Raw genomic sequence first — 16,811 nt, 5'->3', positions numbered from 1 at the left:
CTCAGAAGCGGCCGAGGAAGTCCATCTTGCCGACCGGCACGCCCTTGTGGCGCAGCACGTCGTAGGCGGTGGTCACGTGGAAGAAGAAGTTCGGCAGTGCGAACTGCAGCAGGTAGCGCTGCGCGGTGAAGTGCGCCTCGCCTTCGCGCGCCTTGATGGTCACGGGGCGTTCTTCCTGGCCGTCGATGAGCGCGCGGTCCACGGTCGCCAGGAAATCCTGCGTCTTCGCGATGCGGGCCAGCAGATCGTCCCAGGTCTTTTCCTCGTCGGGAAAGCTCGGCGCGGTGATGCCCGCGATGCGCGCCGTGCCCAGCTTCGAGGCGTCGCTCGCACGCTGGATCTGGCCGGCCAGCGTGAGCATGTCGGGCGCGAGGCGCGCGTCGACCAGCGTCGCCGGATCGATGCCCTGGGCCTTCGCATGCGCGAGGCCCTTGTCGAGCAGGTGGGTGAGTTGGCCGAGTCCGCGGGTGAAAACCGGCACGGACAGGTCGTACATCGAGAGGGCCATGGCGAGGTGATCTTGGAGTTGAAGTCGGCCGGATTGTGATCCGGCCGCGCCTTCAACGACCCGCCGCGCGAATAAACCCTTCGATCGGGTCCAGTTGTTCCGCCACGTTGAGCGCGGGCGCGTGGCCACAGCCCGCAACCTCGATCACCTGCAGGCGCCCGGCCGCACCCGGCCCGCGCCGGTGCATCTCGTCGATCACCTCGGGCAGCACGAGGTCGGACTCGGCGCCGCGCAGACAGAGCACCGGCGCCTCGATCACGTCGTAGTGCGGCCAGATCAGGTAGTCGTTGTCGTGCGCGCTGAACTGTTTGACCATCGCCGGGTCGTAGTGCGGCGTGACGCGGCCGTCGGCCAGGCGGCGCGTGGAGCTTTCGGTCAGCCGGCGCCACTGCGCATCGCTGAGCCAGCCATAGGGCTTGTAGACCGTGCGGAAGAAAGCCTCGAGCTCGGCCACGGTGTCGAAGGCCGGCGGGTCGCCGGCATAGGCGCGGATGCGCTCGATGGCGGCCTGCGCGAGCTGCGGTGCGTTGTCGTTGAGCGTGAGGCTGGCGATGCGCGCCTTCATGCGCGGCTCGAACAGGCCCGACGCGCAGACCGTGCCGATCGCGCCGCCCATCGACGTGCCCACCCAATGCACGCGGCCCAGCCGCAACTCGTCGCACAGCGCATTGGCCAGGCGCGCGTAGAACGCGAGCGTGTATTCGTCGTCGGGTGCCGGGCTCCATTGGCTCAGGCCGCGCCCCAGTGTGTCAGGGCAGATCACGCGGAAGCCGCGCGCCGCGAAGTGCTGCGCCAGCTCGTCCATGTCGCGGCTGGTGCGCGCCAGGCCGTGCCAGGCGATGACGACGGGCGCGTTGGCGGCGCCCCAATCGAGCCAGTGGATTTCACGGCCGCAGAGCTGGGCGTAGTGCGATGTCGGCGTCATGGTGCTGTTGTTGTTGCCGTCGCTCATCTCGCCGCCCTCGCCCGCAGCTTGCCGACGATGCCCGTGGGAAAGTAATACACCGACAGCACGAACAGCACGCCCAGCCACAGCAGCCAGCGGTCGGGCGACAGCAGCGCTGCGAGCCATGGCAGGCCGCTTGCGGCCTCGTTGCCCAGGCGCAGCAGGTCCTGCAGGTAGCTCTGCGCCACCACGAACAGCACCGCGCCGATGGCCGCGCCGTAGATCGTGCCCATGCCGCCGATCACCACGATGAGCAGCACGTCGATCATGATCTCGAAGCTCAGCGAGGTGTCGGGTCCGTTGTAGCGCAGCCAGATGGCGAGCATCGCGCCGGCCAGCGTGGCGAACAGCGCCGACAGCACGGCCGCCGTGGTGCGGTACACCACCACGCGGTAGCCGATGGCCTCGGCGCGGAACTCGTTCTCGCGGATGGCCTGCAGCACGCGCCCGAAGGGCGAGTTCACGATGCGCAGCATCGCCAGCACCAGCACCACCGCCGCCACGAACAGCAGGTAGTAGCACAGCAGCCGACCGTCGAGCGAGACGCCGAGGAACGGCTCTTCGGCGAACTCGAAGCTCGGCGAGATCAGTTCGGGCAACTTGAAGGTCAGGCCGTCTTCGCCGCCGGTGAAGTCCGAGAGCTGCGAGGCCAGCGTCTGGAACGCCGAGGCCACGGCCAGCGTGATCATCGCGAAGAAGATCGCGCGCACCCGCAGCGAGAACAGGCCGATGGCCAGCGAGAGCACGAGCGAGATGGCGAGCGACGCACCCAGCCCCACCAGCACCGCACCCCAGTTGGGCCCGAGCCGCGAGGCCGAGATGGCGATGCCGTAGGCGCCGATGCCGAAGAACATCGTGTGCGCAAAGCTTACGATGCCGGTGTAGCCCAGCAGCAGGTCGAAGCTCGCGACCAGCACCACGAACACCAGGATCTTGGCCGCGACGCTGAGCGCCTTCACGCCCGGGAACAGGAACGGCGCAAAGGCCAGCGCCAGGAACAGCGCCACCAGCAGCAGCGCCAGCAGGCGGCTGCGCGGCATGTCGTTGGAGAGAAGTCGTTTCAGGAACATGACGGCTTTCTCCTCAACGGTTCGCCACGGGGTACACGCCCTGCGGGCGCCACAGCAGCACGGCCACCATGAGGAAGATGCTCGCGAACTGCGTGAGCGTGGGCAGCAAAAAGCCGATGTAGTTGGTCATGAGCCCCACGAGCACCGCGCCGAGCAGCGCGCCGCCGGTCGAACCCAGCCCGCCGATGATGATCACGATGAAGATCAGCACGTTGACCTGCGCGCCCATCTGCGGCACCAGGTTCTGCTGGAACAGGCCCCACATCACGCCGCCCAGGCCGGCCAACGCACTGCCCACCACGAACACGCCGACGAACAGGCGTCCGATGCGGTAGCCCAGCGACTCGACCATCTCGCGGTCTTGAACACCGGCGCGGATGAGCAGGCCGATCTTGGTGCGGCCCAGCGTCCAGGCGAGCACGCCGAACACCACCACGCCGACCGCAACGGCGAGCAGGCGGTACTTGCTGATGGCGGCGTCGCCGATCAGCAGCGAACCGCGCAGCGCCTCGGGCAGCGGCAGCGGAATCTGCGCCGGGCCCCAGATCACCTTGATGAGCTCTTCGCCGATGATCATGCCGCCCATCGTGATGAGGATCTGCTTCAGGTGCTGGCCGTACACCGGCCGCACGATGAAGCGCTCGAAGGCCAGGCCGATGGCGCCGGCCACCGCCATCGCGGCCAGCATGGCCGGGAACACGGCCACGAGGTTGCGCCACAGCTCGCCCGAGCCGGTCCAGTCGCCCATGAGGCCGAGCACGCTGCTGGCCACGAAGGCGCCCAGCGCAATGAACACGCCGTGGCCGAAGTTCAGCACGTCCATCAGCCCGAACACCAGCGTGAGGCCCGAGGCGATGATGAAGATGATCATGCCCATCGCCAGGCCGGCAACGGTGAGCGTGAGCCAGGTGGAGAAGGAGCCGGTGAGCGGCAGCGCGATGAGGGCGAGTACCGGTGCGAGCAGCAGCGGCTTCCAGTCGAAATCGAGTGCCTTCATTGCTGCGCTCCTTTTTCTTGCCCCCTCTCCCGCTTGCGGGAGAGGGTTGGGGTGAGGGCCAGCGGCACCGAAAAGAGGGCGTGGCCATTGCACAGGCCGTTCACCCTCACCCTAGCCCTCTCCCGCAAGCGGGAGAGGGAACAAGACATTGAATTCGTCATAGCGCGAGACCCAAGAGAGATTGCTGCAATTGCGCATCCGCAGAAAACGCGGCCATCGAGCCGCTGTGCACCACGCGGCCGTTGTCCATCACCGCGACGGTGTCGCCCAGGCGCTGGGCGAAGTGGATGTTCTGTTCGACCAGCAGGATCGTCACGCCGCTCGCCTTGAGCTCGCCGAAGGCTTCGATCATGTTGTTGATCATCACGGGCGCCAGGCCCTTGCTGGGCTCGTCGATGATGAGCAGCTGGCGCGGCTCGACGATGGCGCGCGACACGGCCAGCATCTGCTTCTGCCCGCCCGACAGCTTGCCGGCCGGGTGGTTCCAGAACTTCTCGACCGCGGGGAAGAGCTTGAAGATCCACTTCAGCCGCGTGTCGTCGATGGCGTCGGCGTTCTTCGCGCCGCGCGCGGCCAGCACCATGTTCTCCTTCACCGTGAGGTCGGAAAAGATGCCCATGTTCTCAGGCACGTAGGCCACGCCGAGCCCAGCGATCTGCGGCGTGTGCATGGCCGTGATGTCCTTGCCGTCGAACTGCACCCTGCCCTGCGACGCATGCCACAGGCCCATGATGGTTCGCAGCGTGGTGGTCTTACCCGCGCCGTTGCGGCCCAGCAGCATGGTGAGCTGGCCCCGGGGCACGGCGAGGTCGACGCCGTGCAGGATGTGGTACGCCCCGATGTGCGTCTGCACGCCTTCGAGGGTCAGGAGGTTCGGAGTGCTCATAGGTCTTGCTCCTTCCCCTTCCGGGGGAAGGCTGGGATGGGGGCAAGCGGCGCTTGCAAGGCTGCGGTGGTGTGGAGGCCGCGAGCCCCCACCCCTGCCCTCCCCCGGGAGGGGAGGGAGACATTCGAATTCATCGGGGCCGTCTTCATGCAGCGGCCTCCTTCGCGATGCCCAGGTAGGCCTCTTGCACCACGGGCGAGGCGATCACCTCGGCCGGTTCGCCGTCGGCCACGAGCGTGCCGTTGTGCAGCACGATGATGCGGTCCGCGAGTTCGCGCACCACGTCCATCTTGTGTTCCACCAAGAGGATGGTCTTGGTCTTGTCCTGCTTCAGTTTGCGGATCAGGTCGAGGATGACGGGCGCCTCGGCCGCATGCATGCCGGCCGTGGGCTCGTCGAACATGAAGACCTTGGGTTCGAGCGCCATCAACAGCGCCACCTCGAGCTTGCGCTGGTCACCGTGCGGCAGGCTGGCCACGGTGGCGTGGGCGCGCGGCTCCAGCGCCACGTCGGTCAGGATCTGGTCGGCGCGTTCGGTCAGCGCCTTGTGGTCGCTCCAGATGCTCCACAGGTTGAGCCCGTGGCGGTGCGCGCCGGCACGCGTGGCCTGCACGGCGAGCCGCACGTTCTCCAGCACCGTGAGGTTCGGGAACAGGTTGGTGAGCTGGAACGCGCGCCCCAGCCCGGCGTGCGTGCGCGCCGACGGCGACAGGTGCGACAACGGTTGCCCGTCGAGCGACACCGTGCCGGCCGTGGCCTTGAGCTGCCCGGAGATCAGGTTGAAGTAAGTGGTCTTGCCCGCGCCGTTGGGGCCGACGATGGCCGTCAGCGTGCCTGGCGCGAATGCGCAGCTCACGCCGTTGACGGCCACGTGCCCTCCGAAGCGGATGGTCAGATCCCGGGTCTCAAGCATTGTGGAAAGGTCCTTGCGAATCGAAAAAATCAGAAGTGGGTGAGCGGCCTCAACAGGTACCGATCACGTAGTAGTTGGTGCCCGTCTGCTTCAGCGTGGTCATGGCGTAGATGTTCCACAGGCCCATCGACTGGCCCGAGCCGTTGGCATAGGTCAGGCCCCACAGCGCATAGGCGCGCCCGGCGATGGTGTGCGTGTAGTTGCTCGCGGTGTAGCAGGTGCCGCCGCCGCCCGAACCCGCCGTGGTCGCGCCCGTGGCGGCCGCCGACATCGCGCCTTCGACGTTGGCCGCGTTCAGCGCGGCCACGGTCCAGCTGTAGCTGGTCGACGCTGCCAGGCCGGTGTCGGTGTAGCTGGTGGCCGTCACGGGCGAGGCGTTGACCTTGCTGCCGCCGCGGTACACGTTGTAGCCACTGGCGCCCGAGACGCCGGCCCATCCGACGACCATGCTGCTGCTGGTCGCGCCCGAGGTGCCCACGCCCGTGGGCGCCGGCAGCCCGCCGCCGCCGGCCGTGCCGGTGACGCGGTCGATCATGGCCTTCATGGCCGCCATCTGCGGGCCCGACTTCTTGGCGTAGTTGGCGCTGTCGTAGCCCCACCAGTCCCAGCAGCTGTTGGTGGCCGCGGTGCTGGTCTGCGGGTAGATCAGGATGATGTTGTTGGTGTCGGCCCAACGGTTGTAGCCCGTCTTCTTGACGTACTGGTCGCTCACGTCGGTGTAGTTCTGCTTGCAGCCGTGCAGCACCAGGTGCACGCGGCACGAGGTGGTGGTGCAGGCCTGCGGCACGTAGAGCCAGCCGGTGGCGGCCACGCCGTGGCCGGAGACGAACTCCGACTGGTTGAACTCGGTGAAGGTGCCGCCGAGCGTGCCGTTGTTGCGCGGGTTCAGCGGGCCGTACAGCTGCGTGAGGATCTCGCCCGCGAGATCGAAGCCGCAGTTGTTGATGTACGGCGCGGCCGTGGTGCTGCAGGCGCCGCCGTAGTCGTCGGTGACCATCGCATGGCCCGCGCCGAGGTTGTTCTTGTAGACCGTGTTGGCGGCCGGCACGAAGCTCTGGTAATACGTCTTCAGGTCGTCCATCACCGGCTGCTTGACGGTGTTGTCGGAGGTGCCCGAGAACAGGTAGACCTTCGAGTTGGTGAGGTTCGACACCGGGTCGATCGCACCGCTGGCGGCCCAGCTGTTGGTGGTGCTCACGAGCGTCGACACCGGAATGCTGGTGCTGTGCGTCATGCAGCGCCCGGTGGCGTTGGTCACCGAACCCTCGGCGCAGTAGTACGGACCGCCGGCGACCACGCCCGCGCCGCGCTTGAAGGTGGCCGAATACGCCACGTGCAGCTGCACCGCCATGAAGCCGCCCGCCGACAGGCCGGACACGCTCACCTCGGCCGGGTTGGCGCCGAGCGCCGGCAGCGGCACGGCCGCTGTGGCGGCCTGCGCCGCCCAAGCCATGACCGCCGCGGCGGCCCACCCCTTCCACATCGCATTTCTTCGCATCGCTGGCATCGCTGTCTCCTGTTGGTTTATGTATCGAACGCTTGCTTGCAGACTGACGAATCGACCGTGGCGCACGACAGCTGGCGCGGACGCAGGCTGGCGCTTCGCCCGGCGGCCATCCGGGGCGAAAAGGGGGCGGCGCCTGCATGCGCGCCGCGGGTTCAGGGGGTGACCAGCGCCGTGTTCAGCGCTTGTTCTTGATGGGGATGTCCATCTCTTCCGGCTTGATCTCGCGCACCAGCTCCGGCACGCCCCACGCGAAGGCGGGGTCGACCTTGATCTTGAAGTGGTACATCGACTGCATCGCCTGGTGGTCTTCCTTGCGGAAGGTCATCTTGCCCTTGGGCGTGTCGAAGCTCATGCCTTCCATGGTGCTGATGAGCTTGTTGGTGTTGGTGTCGCCGTTGGTCTTCTTCAGCGCCGTCACCACCGCCATCGCGGCCGAGAAACCACCGGCCGTGAAGAAGTCCGGCGGCGTCTTGAATTCCTTGTAGTGGGCCGCGACCAGCGCCTCGTTCACCGGGTTCTTCGGGATGCCGAAGTAGTAGTACGCCGCGCCCTCCATGCCCGGCAGCGACTTGTAGGCCGCCATGGCCGGCAGGATGTTGCCGCCGGTGGCGATCTCGATGCCGTAGCGCTTCAGGTCGAGGTCGACGATCTTGAACGGGTTGCCCGCGCCGGCCCAGACGATCCAGATGATCTTGCGGCCCGGCTGGTCCTTCAGCTTGTCGATCAGGCGCTGCGCGCCGGCCGTGAAGTCGGTGGTCGTGGGCGGCAGGTATTCCTCGTGCGCGAGCTTGGCTTTCTTCAGCGCGGCGCCGAAGGCCTTCACGCCGTCACGGCCGAAGGCGTTGTCCTGCGCCAGCGTGGCAACGGTGACGCCGGCCTTGTCGATGGCCACGGCGTTGGAGATGGCGTCCTGGCTCGAGTTGCGGCCGGTGCGGAAGATGTACTTGTTCCACTTGTCGCCGGTGATCGAGTCGGCCACGGCGGGCTCGACGATCAGGATCTTCTTGTATTCCTCGGCCACCGGCAGCATCGCCAGTGCCACGCCCGAAGCGGTCGGGCCGACCGCGAGCGCGGCCTTGTCGTCGGAGTACGCGGCGGCCAGCAGCGACTTGCCCAGGTCGGGCTTGCCCTGGTCGTCCTTCTCGAGGACCACGAGCTTCTTGCCGTTGACCATCATCGTGCCGCCGGTGGCGTAGTTCAGGCCCATCATCAGGCCGGTCTGCGTCTGCTTGCCGTAGGCTTCCAGCGCGCCGGTCTTGCTGTAGACGTGGGCGATGCGGATCTCGTTCGATTGGGCCCAGGCGGGCAGGGTTGCGGCGGTGGCGCCCAGGGCGGCCAGGGCGATGAGGTGGCGACGGTGCATGTCTTGTCTCCTGATAAAGGTGACTGAATATTGCACAGTTCGTGCCACCCACCTAAGCCATTGATAACAAAGGCTTCCTCACTCGGGCGCAACCGGTTTCGCCTGATTTCAGTGCATTCGTATTGTCTTGTTTTCAGACAACTGTCTGTTGATCAGTCAGGGTTTCCCAGCAGAGTCGCGGCGCGCCGCGAGCCAGCCTTCGAACTCGCGTTCGGCCCGCATCCGCAACTCGTTGCGCGTGTGGTTGCACACCGCGTGCGCGAGGCGCCGGTGCTTCTGCTGCCGCACGCCGCCGAGCGTGGCGTCGAGCAGGTGTTCGATGGTGGCCGACTCGGGCCGCCCATGCGGTTCGTCGAAGTCCATCGGCAGACCGCACCAATGGCAGTTCGGGCCGAAGGTGGAACGCAATGCCTTCACGCTCATGACAAGCCCATCCCGGTCATGCGCTCGTAGAGCGTGGCGCGCGAGATTCCCAGCAGCCGTGAGGTCGCGAGCTTGTTGCCGCCCGTGCTTTCGAGCGCGGCGGCGATCGCCTTGCGCTCCAGCTCGGCCACCTGCTGCGACAGCGGGCGCAGCAGCGCAGCTTCCTGGTCGATGTCGCGCAGGCTGTGCGAGGTGTCGGGCGCCTCGATCTGTTCCAGCCCCGCCTCCCGCAGGATGCGTTCGAGCTGCGCCGCGTCGATGCGCTGCGAGTCGCTGCGCATCGTCACCTGTTCCAGCACATTGCGCAGCTCGCGGATGTTGCCGCGCCAGTGCTGGCCGGCCAGCAGCGCGAGCGCGTCGGGCGTGAGTTCGGGCGGCGCCTCGCCGCTGCGCAGCGCCATGTCTTCGCCCAGTGCCTCGACCAGCGCCGGGATGTCGCTGCGCCGCTCGCGCAGCGGCGGCACGCGCAGCGGCAGCACGTTGAGGCGGTAATACAAGTCTTCGCGGAACAGCCCGCGCCGCACCAGCTCGGGCAGGTCGCGCGAGGTGGCGGCGATCACGCGGGCATCGAACGGGATCAGCTTGTTGGAACCCAGCGGCTCGATCTCGCCTTCCTGCAACGCGCGCAGCAGCTTGGCCTGCAGGCCCAGCGGCATGTCGCCGATCTCGTCGAGGAACAGGCTGCCGCCGTCGGCCAGCTTGAACTTGCCTTCGCGCCCGCGCTTGTCGGCACCGGTGAAGGCGCCGGGGGCGAAGCCGAAGAACTCGGCCTCGAGCAGCGTGTCGGGCACGGCCGCGATGTTGACGCTGACGAACTGCCCCTTGGCGCGCGTGGACGAGGCATGGATCGCATGCGCCAGCAGCTCCTTGCCAGTGCCGGTCTCGCCGAGCAGCAGCACCGGGCTGGTGGACTGCGCGGCGCGGCGCGCGTGGCGCTTCACCTCCACGGCCGCCGGGCTGCTGCCGATGAAGCTCGCGAAGGTGTACTTGGAACGGCGCTGGCCGTCGGGTGCGTGCTGGTACAGCGGGTTGTTGCGCTGGCTGGCCAGCTCGCGCCGCGCGTCGTCGAGGTCGCGCTGCAGCAGCGCGAACTTGCTGATGAGCGGCTGCAGCGTGGTCTCGGGCTGGTCGAACAGCACGATGCCGATGGCGCCGATCACGTCGCCCAGGCCCCGGTCGCCGTCCTCACGTTCTTCGCGCAGCGGGATGCGGCTCACGACGAAGGTGCCCGCCTTGTTGGTCAGCAGGTCGATGAGGATCGGCTCGCCCGTTTCCAGCACGCGGCGCATCATGGTGTTGGGAATCACGTCCTCGACCATGTGCCCCATGAACTCGTCGATCGACGAGAAACCCAGCGCCGGCAGGAAGCGCCGGTAGCCCTCGTTCACCCAGACGATGCGCCCGCTGCGGTCGACCAGGAACATGCCCTGGCTGATGCTCGAAAACAAATGAAACATCGAGCGCGCGGCGAGCGCGAGGATGCCTTCGGCGTCCAGGGGCAAGGCGGGCGGCGGTGCGGCGGCGGAGGGAGCAACGGGCATGCGCGGATCGTACTGTGTGCGGCGCCCTGCCCTGCACGGGCCGCCCTCGCTCACCCCCGAAATGCAACCAAAACAAAAGCCTTCAGCAAGCCTTAAGTAAATCAATCGTTTGATTTCGACCGTGCTCTAATCGCGCCGATGAACGCCAGGGACCCCCTCACGCCAGCGCCCTCGTCGCCCCCGCGCCGCGCCCCCCGCAGCGACGGTGCCGAGGCGCGCCACCGCCTGCTGCACACCGCGCTGCGGCTGTTCGCCCAGAACGGTTTCGCCAAGACCTCGATCCGCGAGATCGCGCGCGAGGCCGGCGTGAACGTCTCGGCCATCAGCTACTACTTCGGCGACAAGGAGGGGCTGTACTCCGCCACCTTCAACGAGCCGATGGGCAGCGATTCGAACGACCTGGTGGCCGCCTGCAACGTGCCCGGCCAGTCGCTCGAGGACACGCTGCGCATCTGCATGGCGGCCATGATCGATCCGCTCAAGCAGGGCGAGATCGTGCGCCAGTGCATCCAGCTGCACATGCGGGAGATGCTGGAGCCCACCAGCCAATGGGCCAAAGAGCTGGAGCGCGACATCAAGGGCCCGCACCGCGCCATCGCCGAGCTGCTGTGCCGCCACCTGCAGGTGGCGCGCGCCGACGACGACATCCACCGCCTGACCTTCGCGATCACGGGGCTGTCGATGCAGCTGTACGTGAGCCAGGATTTCATCGAGGCCCTGCGCCCGTCGCTGCTGCGCACGCCGCGCGCCATCGACACCTGGGCCGACCGGCTCACGGGCTACGCGATGGCGCTGGTCCAGGCCGAAGCCACACGCCGTCGCCGGGCGGCCACCGAGCAAAGAAAGAAGCCATGAGACGACTCCGACGGATTGCCCTTCTCTGCCTGCCGCTGAGCCTCGGCCTTGCCGGCTGCGGCCTGACGCGCCCGCCTGCCTCCGTGCAGGCGCCCTTCCCCGCGCAGTGGCACGCGCCCCTGCCCCACGGCGGCTCGCTCACCGCGCTGGCCGACTGGTGGCGCCAGCTCGACGACCCGCTGCTGGTCGAGCTGATCGCCGCCGCCGAAACCGCCAGCCCCAACCTCGCGAGCGCCGCCGCGCGCGTCACCGAGGCGCGCTTCACGCGCGTGCAGGCCGGCGCGGCGCTGCTGCCCAGCCTGGACGGCACGGCGTCGGCCAGCCGGGGCGTCTCGGGATCGTCGTTCGGATCGGGCGGGTCTTCGAGTAGCAGCAGCTCCAGCACCGCCATCGCGCCCGTCACCACGCTGCAGGCCGGCCTGCAATCGAAGTGGGAGATCGACCTGTTCGGCCGCCTGCGCGCCGACCGCGATGCGGCCCAGCAGAAGCTGGACAGCGCCACCGCCAAGTGGCACGACGCCCGCGTCGCCGTGGCGGCCGAAACGGCCAATGCCTACTTCGCCGAGCGCGCTTGCCAGCTGCAATTGACCGTGTCCGAATCGGATGCGAAATCGCGCAGCGAAACGGCGCGGCTCACCGACCTGTCGGCGCGCGCCGGCTTCACCGCGCCAGCCGATGCGGCACTCGCGCGTGCCAGCGCCTCCGACGCCTCCGGCCGCCTCACGCAACAGCGCGCCCTATGCGCGGTGCAGCGCAAGGCGCTGGTCGCACTCAGCGGGCTCGACGAACCCACGCTCGTGCAGAAGCTCGCGGCCTCGCCCACGCAGCGCGCGCTGCCGGTGGTCGGTGCCATCGCCAGCGTGCCGGCGCAGGCGCTCTCGCAGCGGCCCGACGTGTACGCGGCCGAACTCGGCGTGGCCTCGGCCAGCGCCGAGGTGGGCTCGGCCGAGGCCGAGCGCTACCCCAAGCTCACGCTCTCGGGCTCGATCGGCCGCATGCAGATCCGCACCAGCGGCTTTCGCGAATCGCTCGACACCTGGACGGTCGGGCCGCTGTCGCTCACCGTGCCGCTGCTCGACGGCGGCGCCCGCGCCGCCAACACCGAGGCCGCCAAGGCGCGCTACACCGAGGCCGTGTCGCTCTACCGCGCCAGCGTGCGCCAGGCCGTGCGCGAGGTCGAAGAAGCGCTGGTGAACCTCGACGCCACCACCGCGCGCAGCACCGACGCCGACAGCGCGGTGAAGAACTACCAGGCCTCGTTCGACGCCACCCAGGCCCGCTTCAGCAGCGGCCTGGCCAGCCTGTTCGAGCTCGAGGACTCGCGGCGCACGCTGTTCGCCGCACAGACCGCGCGCGTCTCGCTGCAGCGCGAGAGCACCGAAGCCTGGGTTTCGCTGTACCGCTCGATGGGCGGCGGCTGGAGCCGCCCCGCCGAAGCATCGTCCCCAATGACCTCTACCCCGGCCGCCAAGGTCGCGACGTCGCCATGAAAACAATGAAGCGTTCCACCCTCCTCATCGCGCTGCTGGCGCTGATCGTCGTCGTTGCCGCCGGCCTGTGGCTCACGCGCAAGCCGGCCGATGACAAAGCCGCACCCGCGGCAAAAGGCCCAGCGCAGCGCCCCGCGCTGACCGTCTCGGTCGCCAAGCCCGAGGCCACCGAACTGACCGTCACACTGGCGGCCAACGGCAACGTGGCGGCCTGGCAGGAGGCCGTGATCGGCTCCGAATCGAACGGCCTGAAGCTGGCCGAGGTGCGCGTCAACGTGGGCGACACCGTGAAGAAGGGCCAGGTGCTCGCGGTGTTCTCGCCCGAGACGGTGCAAGCCGACATCGCGCAGGCGCGGGCCTCGCTCGCCGAGGCCCGCGCCTCGGCCGCCGACGCCGCCGGCAACGCCGCGCGCGCCCGCACGCTGCAAGCCACGGGCGCGCTGAGCCAGCAGCAGATCAACCAGTACCAGACCACCGAGCAGACCGCCAAGGCGCGCGCCGAAGCGGCCGAGGCCGTGCTGGCCGCACAGCAGGTGCGCGGTCGCAACACGCAGGTGCTGGCACCGGACGACGGCGTGATCTCCGCGCGCACCGCCACGGTCGGCAGCGTGGTGAGCGCCGGCACCGAGCTGTTCCGACTGATCCGCCAGGGCCGGCTCGAATGGCGTGCCGAAGTCACCTCGGCCGAGCTGGGCCGCATCGCCGTGGGCACGCCGGCCTTCGTGGTCAGCGCCAGCGGCGCGCAGGTGAAGGGCATGGTGCGCAGCATCGCGCCCACGGTCGATCCGCAGACGCGCGCGGCGCTGGTCTACGTCGACCTGCCCAACGTGCAGCAGAACACCGGCGTGAAGGCCGGCATGTTCGCGCGCGGCGACTTCGAACTGGGCCGCAGTTCCGCGCCGACCGTGCCGCAAAGCGCGATCGTGCCGCGCGACGGCTTCAACAACGTCTTCACGCTGCTGCCCGACGGCCGCGTGGCGCAGCTCAAGGTGCAGACCGGCCGCCGCCTGAAGGACCGCGTGGAAATCACCAACGCACTGCCCGAGGGCGTGCAGATCGTGGTGCAGGGCGCGGGCTTCCTCAACGACGGCGACCTGGTGCGTGTGGTGGATGCCACGCCCACGGCGACGCCAGCAAAGACGGCGGCATCTGCCCCGTCTCCTAAATAAGCAAGCACAAAGGACACGCCATGAACGTTTCCGCCTGGTCCATACGCAACCCCATTCCGGCGGTGATGCTGTTCGTGCTGCTCACCTTCGGGGGGCTGCTGTCGTTCAACGCCATGAAGGTGCAGAACTTCCCGGACATCGATCTGCCGACCGTCACGGTCTCGGTCTCGCTGCCCGGCGCCGCGCCGTCGCAGCTGGAGACCGACGTCGCGCGCAAGCTCGAGAACTCCATCGCCACCATCCAGGGCCTGAAGCACATCACGACCAAGGTGCAGGACGGCGCTGCCACGCTGATCGTCGAGTTCCGCCTCGAGAAGCCCGTGCAGGAAGCCGTGGACGACGTGCGCTCGGCCGTGCAGAAGGTGCGTGCCGACCTGCCCGCCGACGTGCGCGACCCGGTCGTCACCAAGCTCGACTTCGCGGCCCAGCCGGTGCTGGCCTTCACCATCGCGTCGTCGCGCATGGACGGCGAGGCGCTGAGCTGGTTCGTCGACAACGACGTCACCAAGAAGCTGCTCGCGCTGCCCGGCGTGGGCGCGGTGAGCCGCGTGGGCGGCGTCACGCGCCAGGTGCACATCGACCTCGACCCGAGCAAGCTGCAGGCGCTGGGCGCCTCGGCGGCCGACATCTCGCGCCAGTTGCGCCAGGTGCAGACCGAAAGCGCGGGCGGACGCATCGACCTGGGCGGCAGCGAACAGCCGGTGCGCACCATGGCCACCGTGCAGTCGGCCGACCAGCTCGCCGACATGCAGATCGCGCTGAGCGACGGCCGCCGCATCCGTCTGGACCAGGTGGCGCGCATCAGCGACACCATTGCCGAGCCGCGCGCCGCCGCGCTGCTCAACGGCAAGCCCGTGGTGGGCTTCGAAGTGGCCCGCAGCCGCGGCGCCAGCGAGGTCGAAGTGGGCCACGCCATTCAAAAGGCGCTGGCCGACATGCGCGCGCAGCGGCCCGACCTGGAGTTGACCGAGGCCTTCAATTTCGTCGACCCGGTGGAAGAGGAATACAACGGCTCGCTGCACCTGCTGTACGAGGGCGCCATCCTCGCGGTGATCGTGGTGTGGCTGTTCCTGCGCGACTGGCGCGCCACCTTCGTCTCCGCTGTGGCACTGCCGATGTCGGTGATTCCGGCCTTCGTCGGCATGTACCTGCTGGGCTTCTCGGTCAACGTGATCTCGCTGCTCGCGCTCTCGCTGGTGGTCGGCATCTTGGTGGACGACGCCATCGTGGAGGTAGAGAACATCGTGCGCCACCTGCGCATGGGCAAGTCGCCCTACCAGGCGGCCATGGAGGCGGCGGACGAAATCGGCCTGGCCGTGATCGCCACCACCTTCACGCTGATTGCGGTGTTCCTGCCCACGGCCTTCATGAGCGGGGTGGCCGGCAAGTTCTTCAAGCAGTTCGGCTGGACCGCCTCGCTCGCGGTGTTTGCCTCGCTGGTGGTGGCGCGGGTGCTCACGCCGATGATGGCGGCCTACATCCTGAAGCCCATCGTCGGTGCCGAGAAGGAGCCGGGCTGGCTGCGCTGGTACATGCGCGCCGTGACGTGGAGCACGCACAACCGTTTCAAGACGATGGTGATGGCCACCCTCTTCTTCTTCGGTTCGCTGGCGATGATCCCGCTGCTCAAGACCGGCTTCATTCCGGCCGACGACAACTCGCAGACGCAGGTCTACCTGTCGCTGCCGCCGGGCTCCACGCTGGCGCAGACCACGGCCGCCGCCGAGGAAACGCGCCACCGCCTGATGAAGATCGCCCACGTGAAGAGCGTCTACACCACGGTGGCGGGTGGCAGCGCGGGCGGCGACCCGTTCGCGAACTTCGGCACGCCCGAAACGCGCAAGGCCACGCTGACCATCAAGCTCGATGCGCGCGGCGACCGGCCGCGCAAGCAGGTGATCGAGAAAGAGATCCGCACCGCGCTCGAAACCCTGCCCGGTGTGCGCAGCACCGTGGGCCTGGGCGGCTCGGGCGAGAAGTACATCCTGGTGCTCACGGGCGAAGACCCGCAGGCGCTGTCGGCGGCCGCGAGCGCTGTCGAAAAAGACCTGCGCACCATTCCCGGCCTGGGCAACATCACCTCGACCGCGAGCCTGATCCGCCCCGAGATCGCCGTGCGCCCCGACTTCGCACGCGCCGCCGACCTGGGCGTGACCAGCTCGGCCATCGCCGAAACGCTGCGCGTGGCCACGCTGGGCGACTACGACCAGGCGCTGGCCAAGCTCAACCTCGCGCAGCGGCAGGTGCCGATCGTGGTGAAGCTCGAAGACTCGGCGCGGCAAGACCTCGACCTGATCGGGCGCCTGTCGGTGCCGGGCGCGCGCGGCCCCGTCATGCTGAGCCAGGTGGCCTCGCTCACGATGGAAGGCGGCCCGGCCGTCATCGACCGCTACGACCGCTCGCGCAACGTCAACTTCGAGATCGAGCTGTCGGGCGTGGGCCTGGGCGACGCCAAGACCGCCGTCGAGGCCCTGCCCTCGATCCAGAAGCTGCCGCCCGGCGTGCGCATCGCCGAGGTGGGCGACGCCGAAGTGATGACCGAGCTGTTCGCCAGCTTCGGCCTGGCGATGCTCACGGGCGTGCTGTGCATCTACATCGTGCTGGTGCTGCTGTTCAAGGACTTCCTGCACCCGGTGACCATCCTGTGCGCGCTGCCGCTCGCACTGGGCGGCGCCTTCGTGGGCTTGCTGATCGGGCAGAAGGCGCTGTCGATGCCCTCGCTGATCGGCCTGATCATGCTGATGGGCATTGCCACGAAGAACTCGATTCTTCTGGTGGAGTACGCCATCGTGGCGCGCCGCGACCACGGCATGAGCCGCTGGGACGCGCTGCGCGACGCGTGCCACAAGCGCGCGCGGCCCATCATCATGACCACGCTCGCCATGGGCGCCGGCATGCTGCCGATTGCCGTCGGCTTCGGCGCCGCCGACTCGAGCTTCCGCTCGCCGATGGCGATGGCGGTGATCGGCGGGCTCATCACCTCCACGGTGCTGAGCTTGCTGGTGGTGCCGGCGGTGTTCACCTACGTGGACGACATCGAGCACTGGATACGGCGCACGGTGCGCAAGCTGCGCGGGCAGCCGGCCGATCCGCACATCGACGACGACCTGGTCGAAGACAGGCCGGCCCCCGGCCAGGCCTGA

General features: G+C 68.4%; 14 protein-coding genes. 4 read left to right on the top strand and 10 right to left on the bottom strand.

The window, feature by feature from the left end; translation table 11 throughout:
- Window position 1: 1 nt before the first annotated feature.
- The 10 genes from CLU95_RS28545 to CLU95_RS28500 all read right to left on the bottom strand — a co-directional run bounded on the left by CLU95_RS28545 (window position 2) and on the right by CLU95_RS28500 (window position 10,154).
- A complete protein-coding gene (locus CLU95_RS28545; protein WP_099796708.1) occupies window positions 2–508 on the bottom strand; it encodes a DUF1993 domain-containing protein in 507 nt (168 codons plus the stop codon).
- A gap of 52 nt (window positions 509–560) precedes the next feature.
- A complete protein-coding gene (locus CLU95_RS28540; RefSeq protein WP_099797515.1) occupies window positions 561–1,433 on the bottom strand; it encodes an alpha/beta fold hydrolase in 873 nt (290 codons plus the stop codon).
- Window positions 1,434–1,456: 23 nt separating this feature from the next.
- Window positions 1,457–2,524, bottom strand: coding sequence for a branched-chain amino acid ABC transporter permease (locus CLU95_RS28535; protein ID WP_099796707.1), 1,068 nt, complete (start codon window positions 2,522–2,524; stop codon window positions 1,457–1,459).
- Window positions 2,525–2,537: 13 nt separating this feature from the next.
- Entirely contained in the window at window positions 2,538–3,521 is a 984-nt protein-coding gene (locus CLU95_RS28530; RefSeq protein WP_099796706.1) for a branched-chain amino acid ABC transporter permease, read from the bottom strand.
- A 157-nt stretch (window positions 3,522–3,678) separates the two neighbouring features.
- Window positions 3,679–4,407 carry an ABC transporter ATP-binding protein gene (locus CLU95_RS28525; protein WP_099796705.1) on the bottom strand — a complete coding sequence of 243 codons (729 nt, stop codon included), beginning with the start codon at window positions 4,405–4,407 and terminating at the stop codon, window positions 3,679–3,681.
- Between the two features lie 145 nt (window positions 4,408–4,552).
- Window positions 4,553–5,320, bottom strand: a complete 768-nt coding sequence (locus CLU95_RS28520; protein ID WP_099796704.1) for an ABC transporter ATP-binding protein — start codon at window positions 5,318–5,320, stop codon at window positions 4,553–4,555.
- A 49-nt stretch (window positions 5,321–5,369) separates the two neighbouring features.
- The gene (locus tag CLU95_RS28515; RefSeq protein ID WP_099796703.1) at window positions 5,370–6,827 is read right to left on the bottom strand and encodes an extracellular catalytic domain type 2 short-chain-length polyhydroxyalkanoate depolymerase; all 1,458 of its coding nucleotides are present in this window, start codon (window positions 6,825–6,827) and stop codon (window positions 5,370–5,372) included.
- Between the two features lie 175 nt (window positions 6,828–7,002).
- Window positions 7,003–8,190 carry a substrate-binding domain-containing protein gene (locus CLU95_RS28510; protein WP_099796702.1) on the bottom strand — a complete coding sequence of 396 codons (1,188 nt, stop codon included), beginning with the start codon at window positions 8,188–8,190 and terminating at the stop codon, window positions 7,003–7,005.
- A 156-nt stretch (window positions 8,191–8,346) separates the two neighbouring features.
- Window positions 8,347–8,613, bottom strand: a complete 267-nt coding sequence (locus CLU95_RS28505; RefSeq protein WP_099796701.1) for a hypothetical protein — start codon at window positions 8,611–8,613, stop codon at window positions 8,347–8,349.
- Window positions 8,610–10,154, bottom strand: coding sequence for a sigma-54 interaction domain-containing protein (locus CLU95_RS28500; RefSeq protein WP_099796700.1), 1,545 nt, complete (start codon window positions 10,152–10,154; stop codon window positions 8,610–8,612). Before CLU95_RS28500 ends, CLU95_RS28505 begins: the two co-directional genes overlap by 4 nt.
- A gap of 138 nt (window positions 10,155–10,292) precedes the next feature.
- Between CLU95_RS28500 and CLU95_RS28495 the strand changes: the two genes are divergently transcribed.
- The 4 genes from CLU95_RS28495 to CLU95_RS28480 are packed head-to-tail and all read left to right on the top strand — an operon-like array spanning window position 10,293 to window position 16,811.
- Complete coding sequence (locus CLU95_RS28495) at window positions 10,293–11,009, top strand: TetR/AcrR family transcriptional regulator (RefSeq protein ID WP_099796699.1); 717 nt, start codon at window positions 10,293–10,295, stop codon at window positions 11,007–11,009.
- Entirely contained in the window at window positions 11,006–12,499 is a 1,494-nt protein-coding gene (locus CLU95_RS28490) for an efflux transporter outer membrane subunit (RefSeq protein WP_099796698.1), read from the top strand. Before CLU95_RS28495 ends, CLU95_RS28490 begins: the two co-directional genes overlap by 4 nt.
- A complete protein-coding gene (locus CLU95_RS28485; RefSeq protein WP_099796697.1) occupies window positions 12,496–13,668 on the top strand; it encodes an efflux RND transporter periplasmic adaptor subunit in 1,173 nt (390 codons plus the stop codon). Before CLU95_RS28490 ends, CLU95_RS28485 begins: the two co-directional genes overlap by 4 nt.
- Window positions 13,669–13,688: 20 nt before the next feature.
- Window positions 13,689–16,811, top strand: coding sequence for an efflux RND transporter permease subunit (locus CLU95_RS28480; protein ID WP_099796696.1), 3,123 nt, complete (start codon window positions 13,689–13,691; stop codon window positions 16,809–16,811).

This window comes from Variovorax sp. 54, assembly GCF_002754375.1.
Lineage (GTDB): Bacteria > Pseudomonadota > Gammaproteobacteria > Burkholderiales > Burkholderiaceae_C > Variovorax.
The sequence above is the reverse complement of the archived record's forward strand: the minus strand, read 5'-3'. Positions and strand labels throughout refer to the sequence as shown.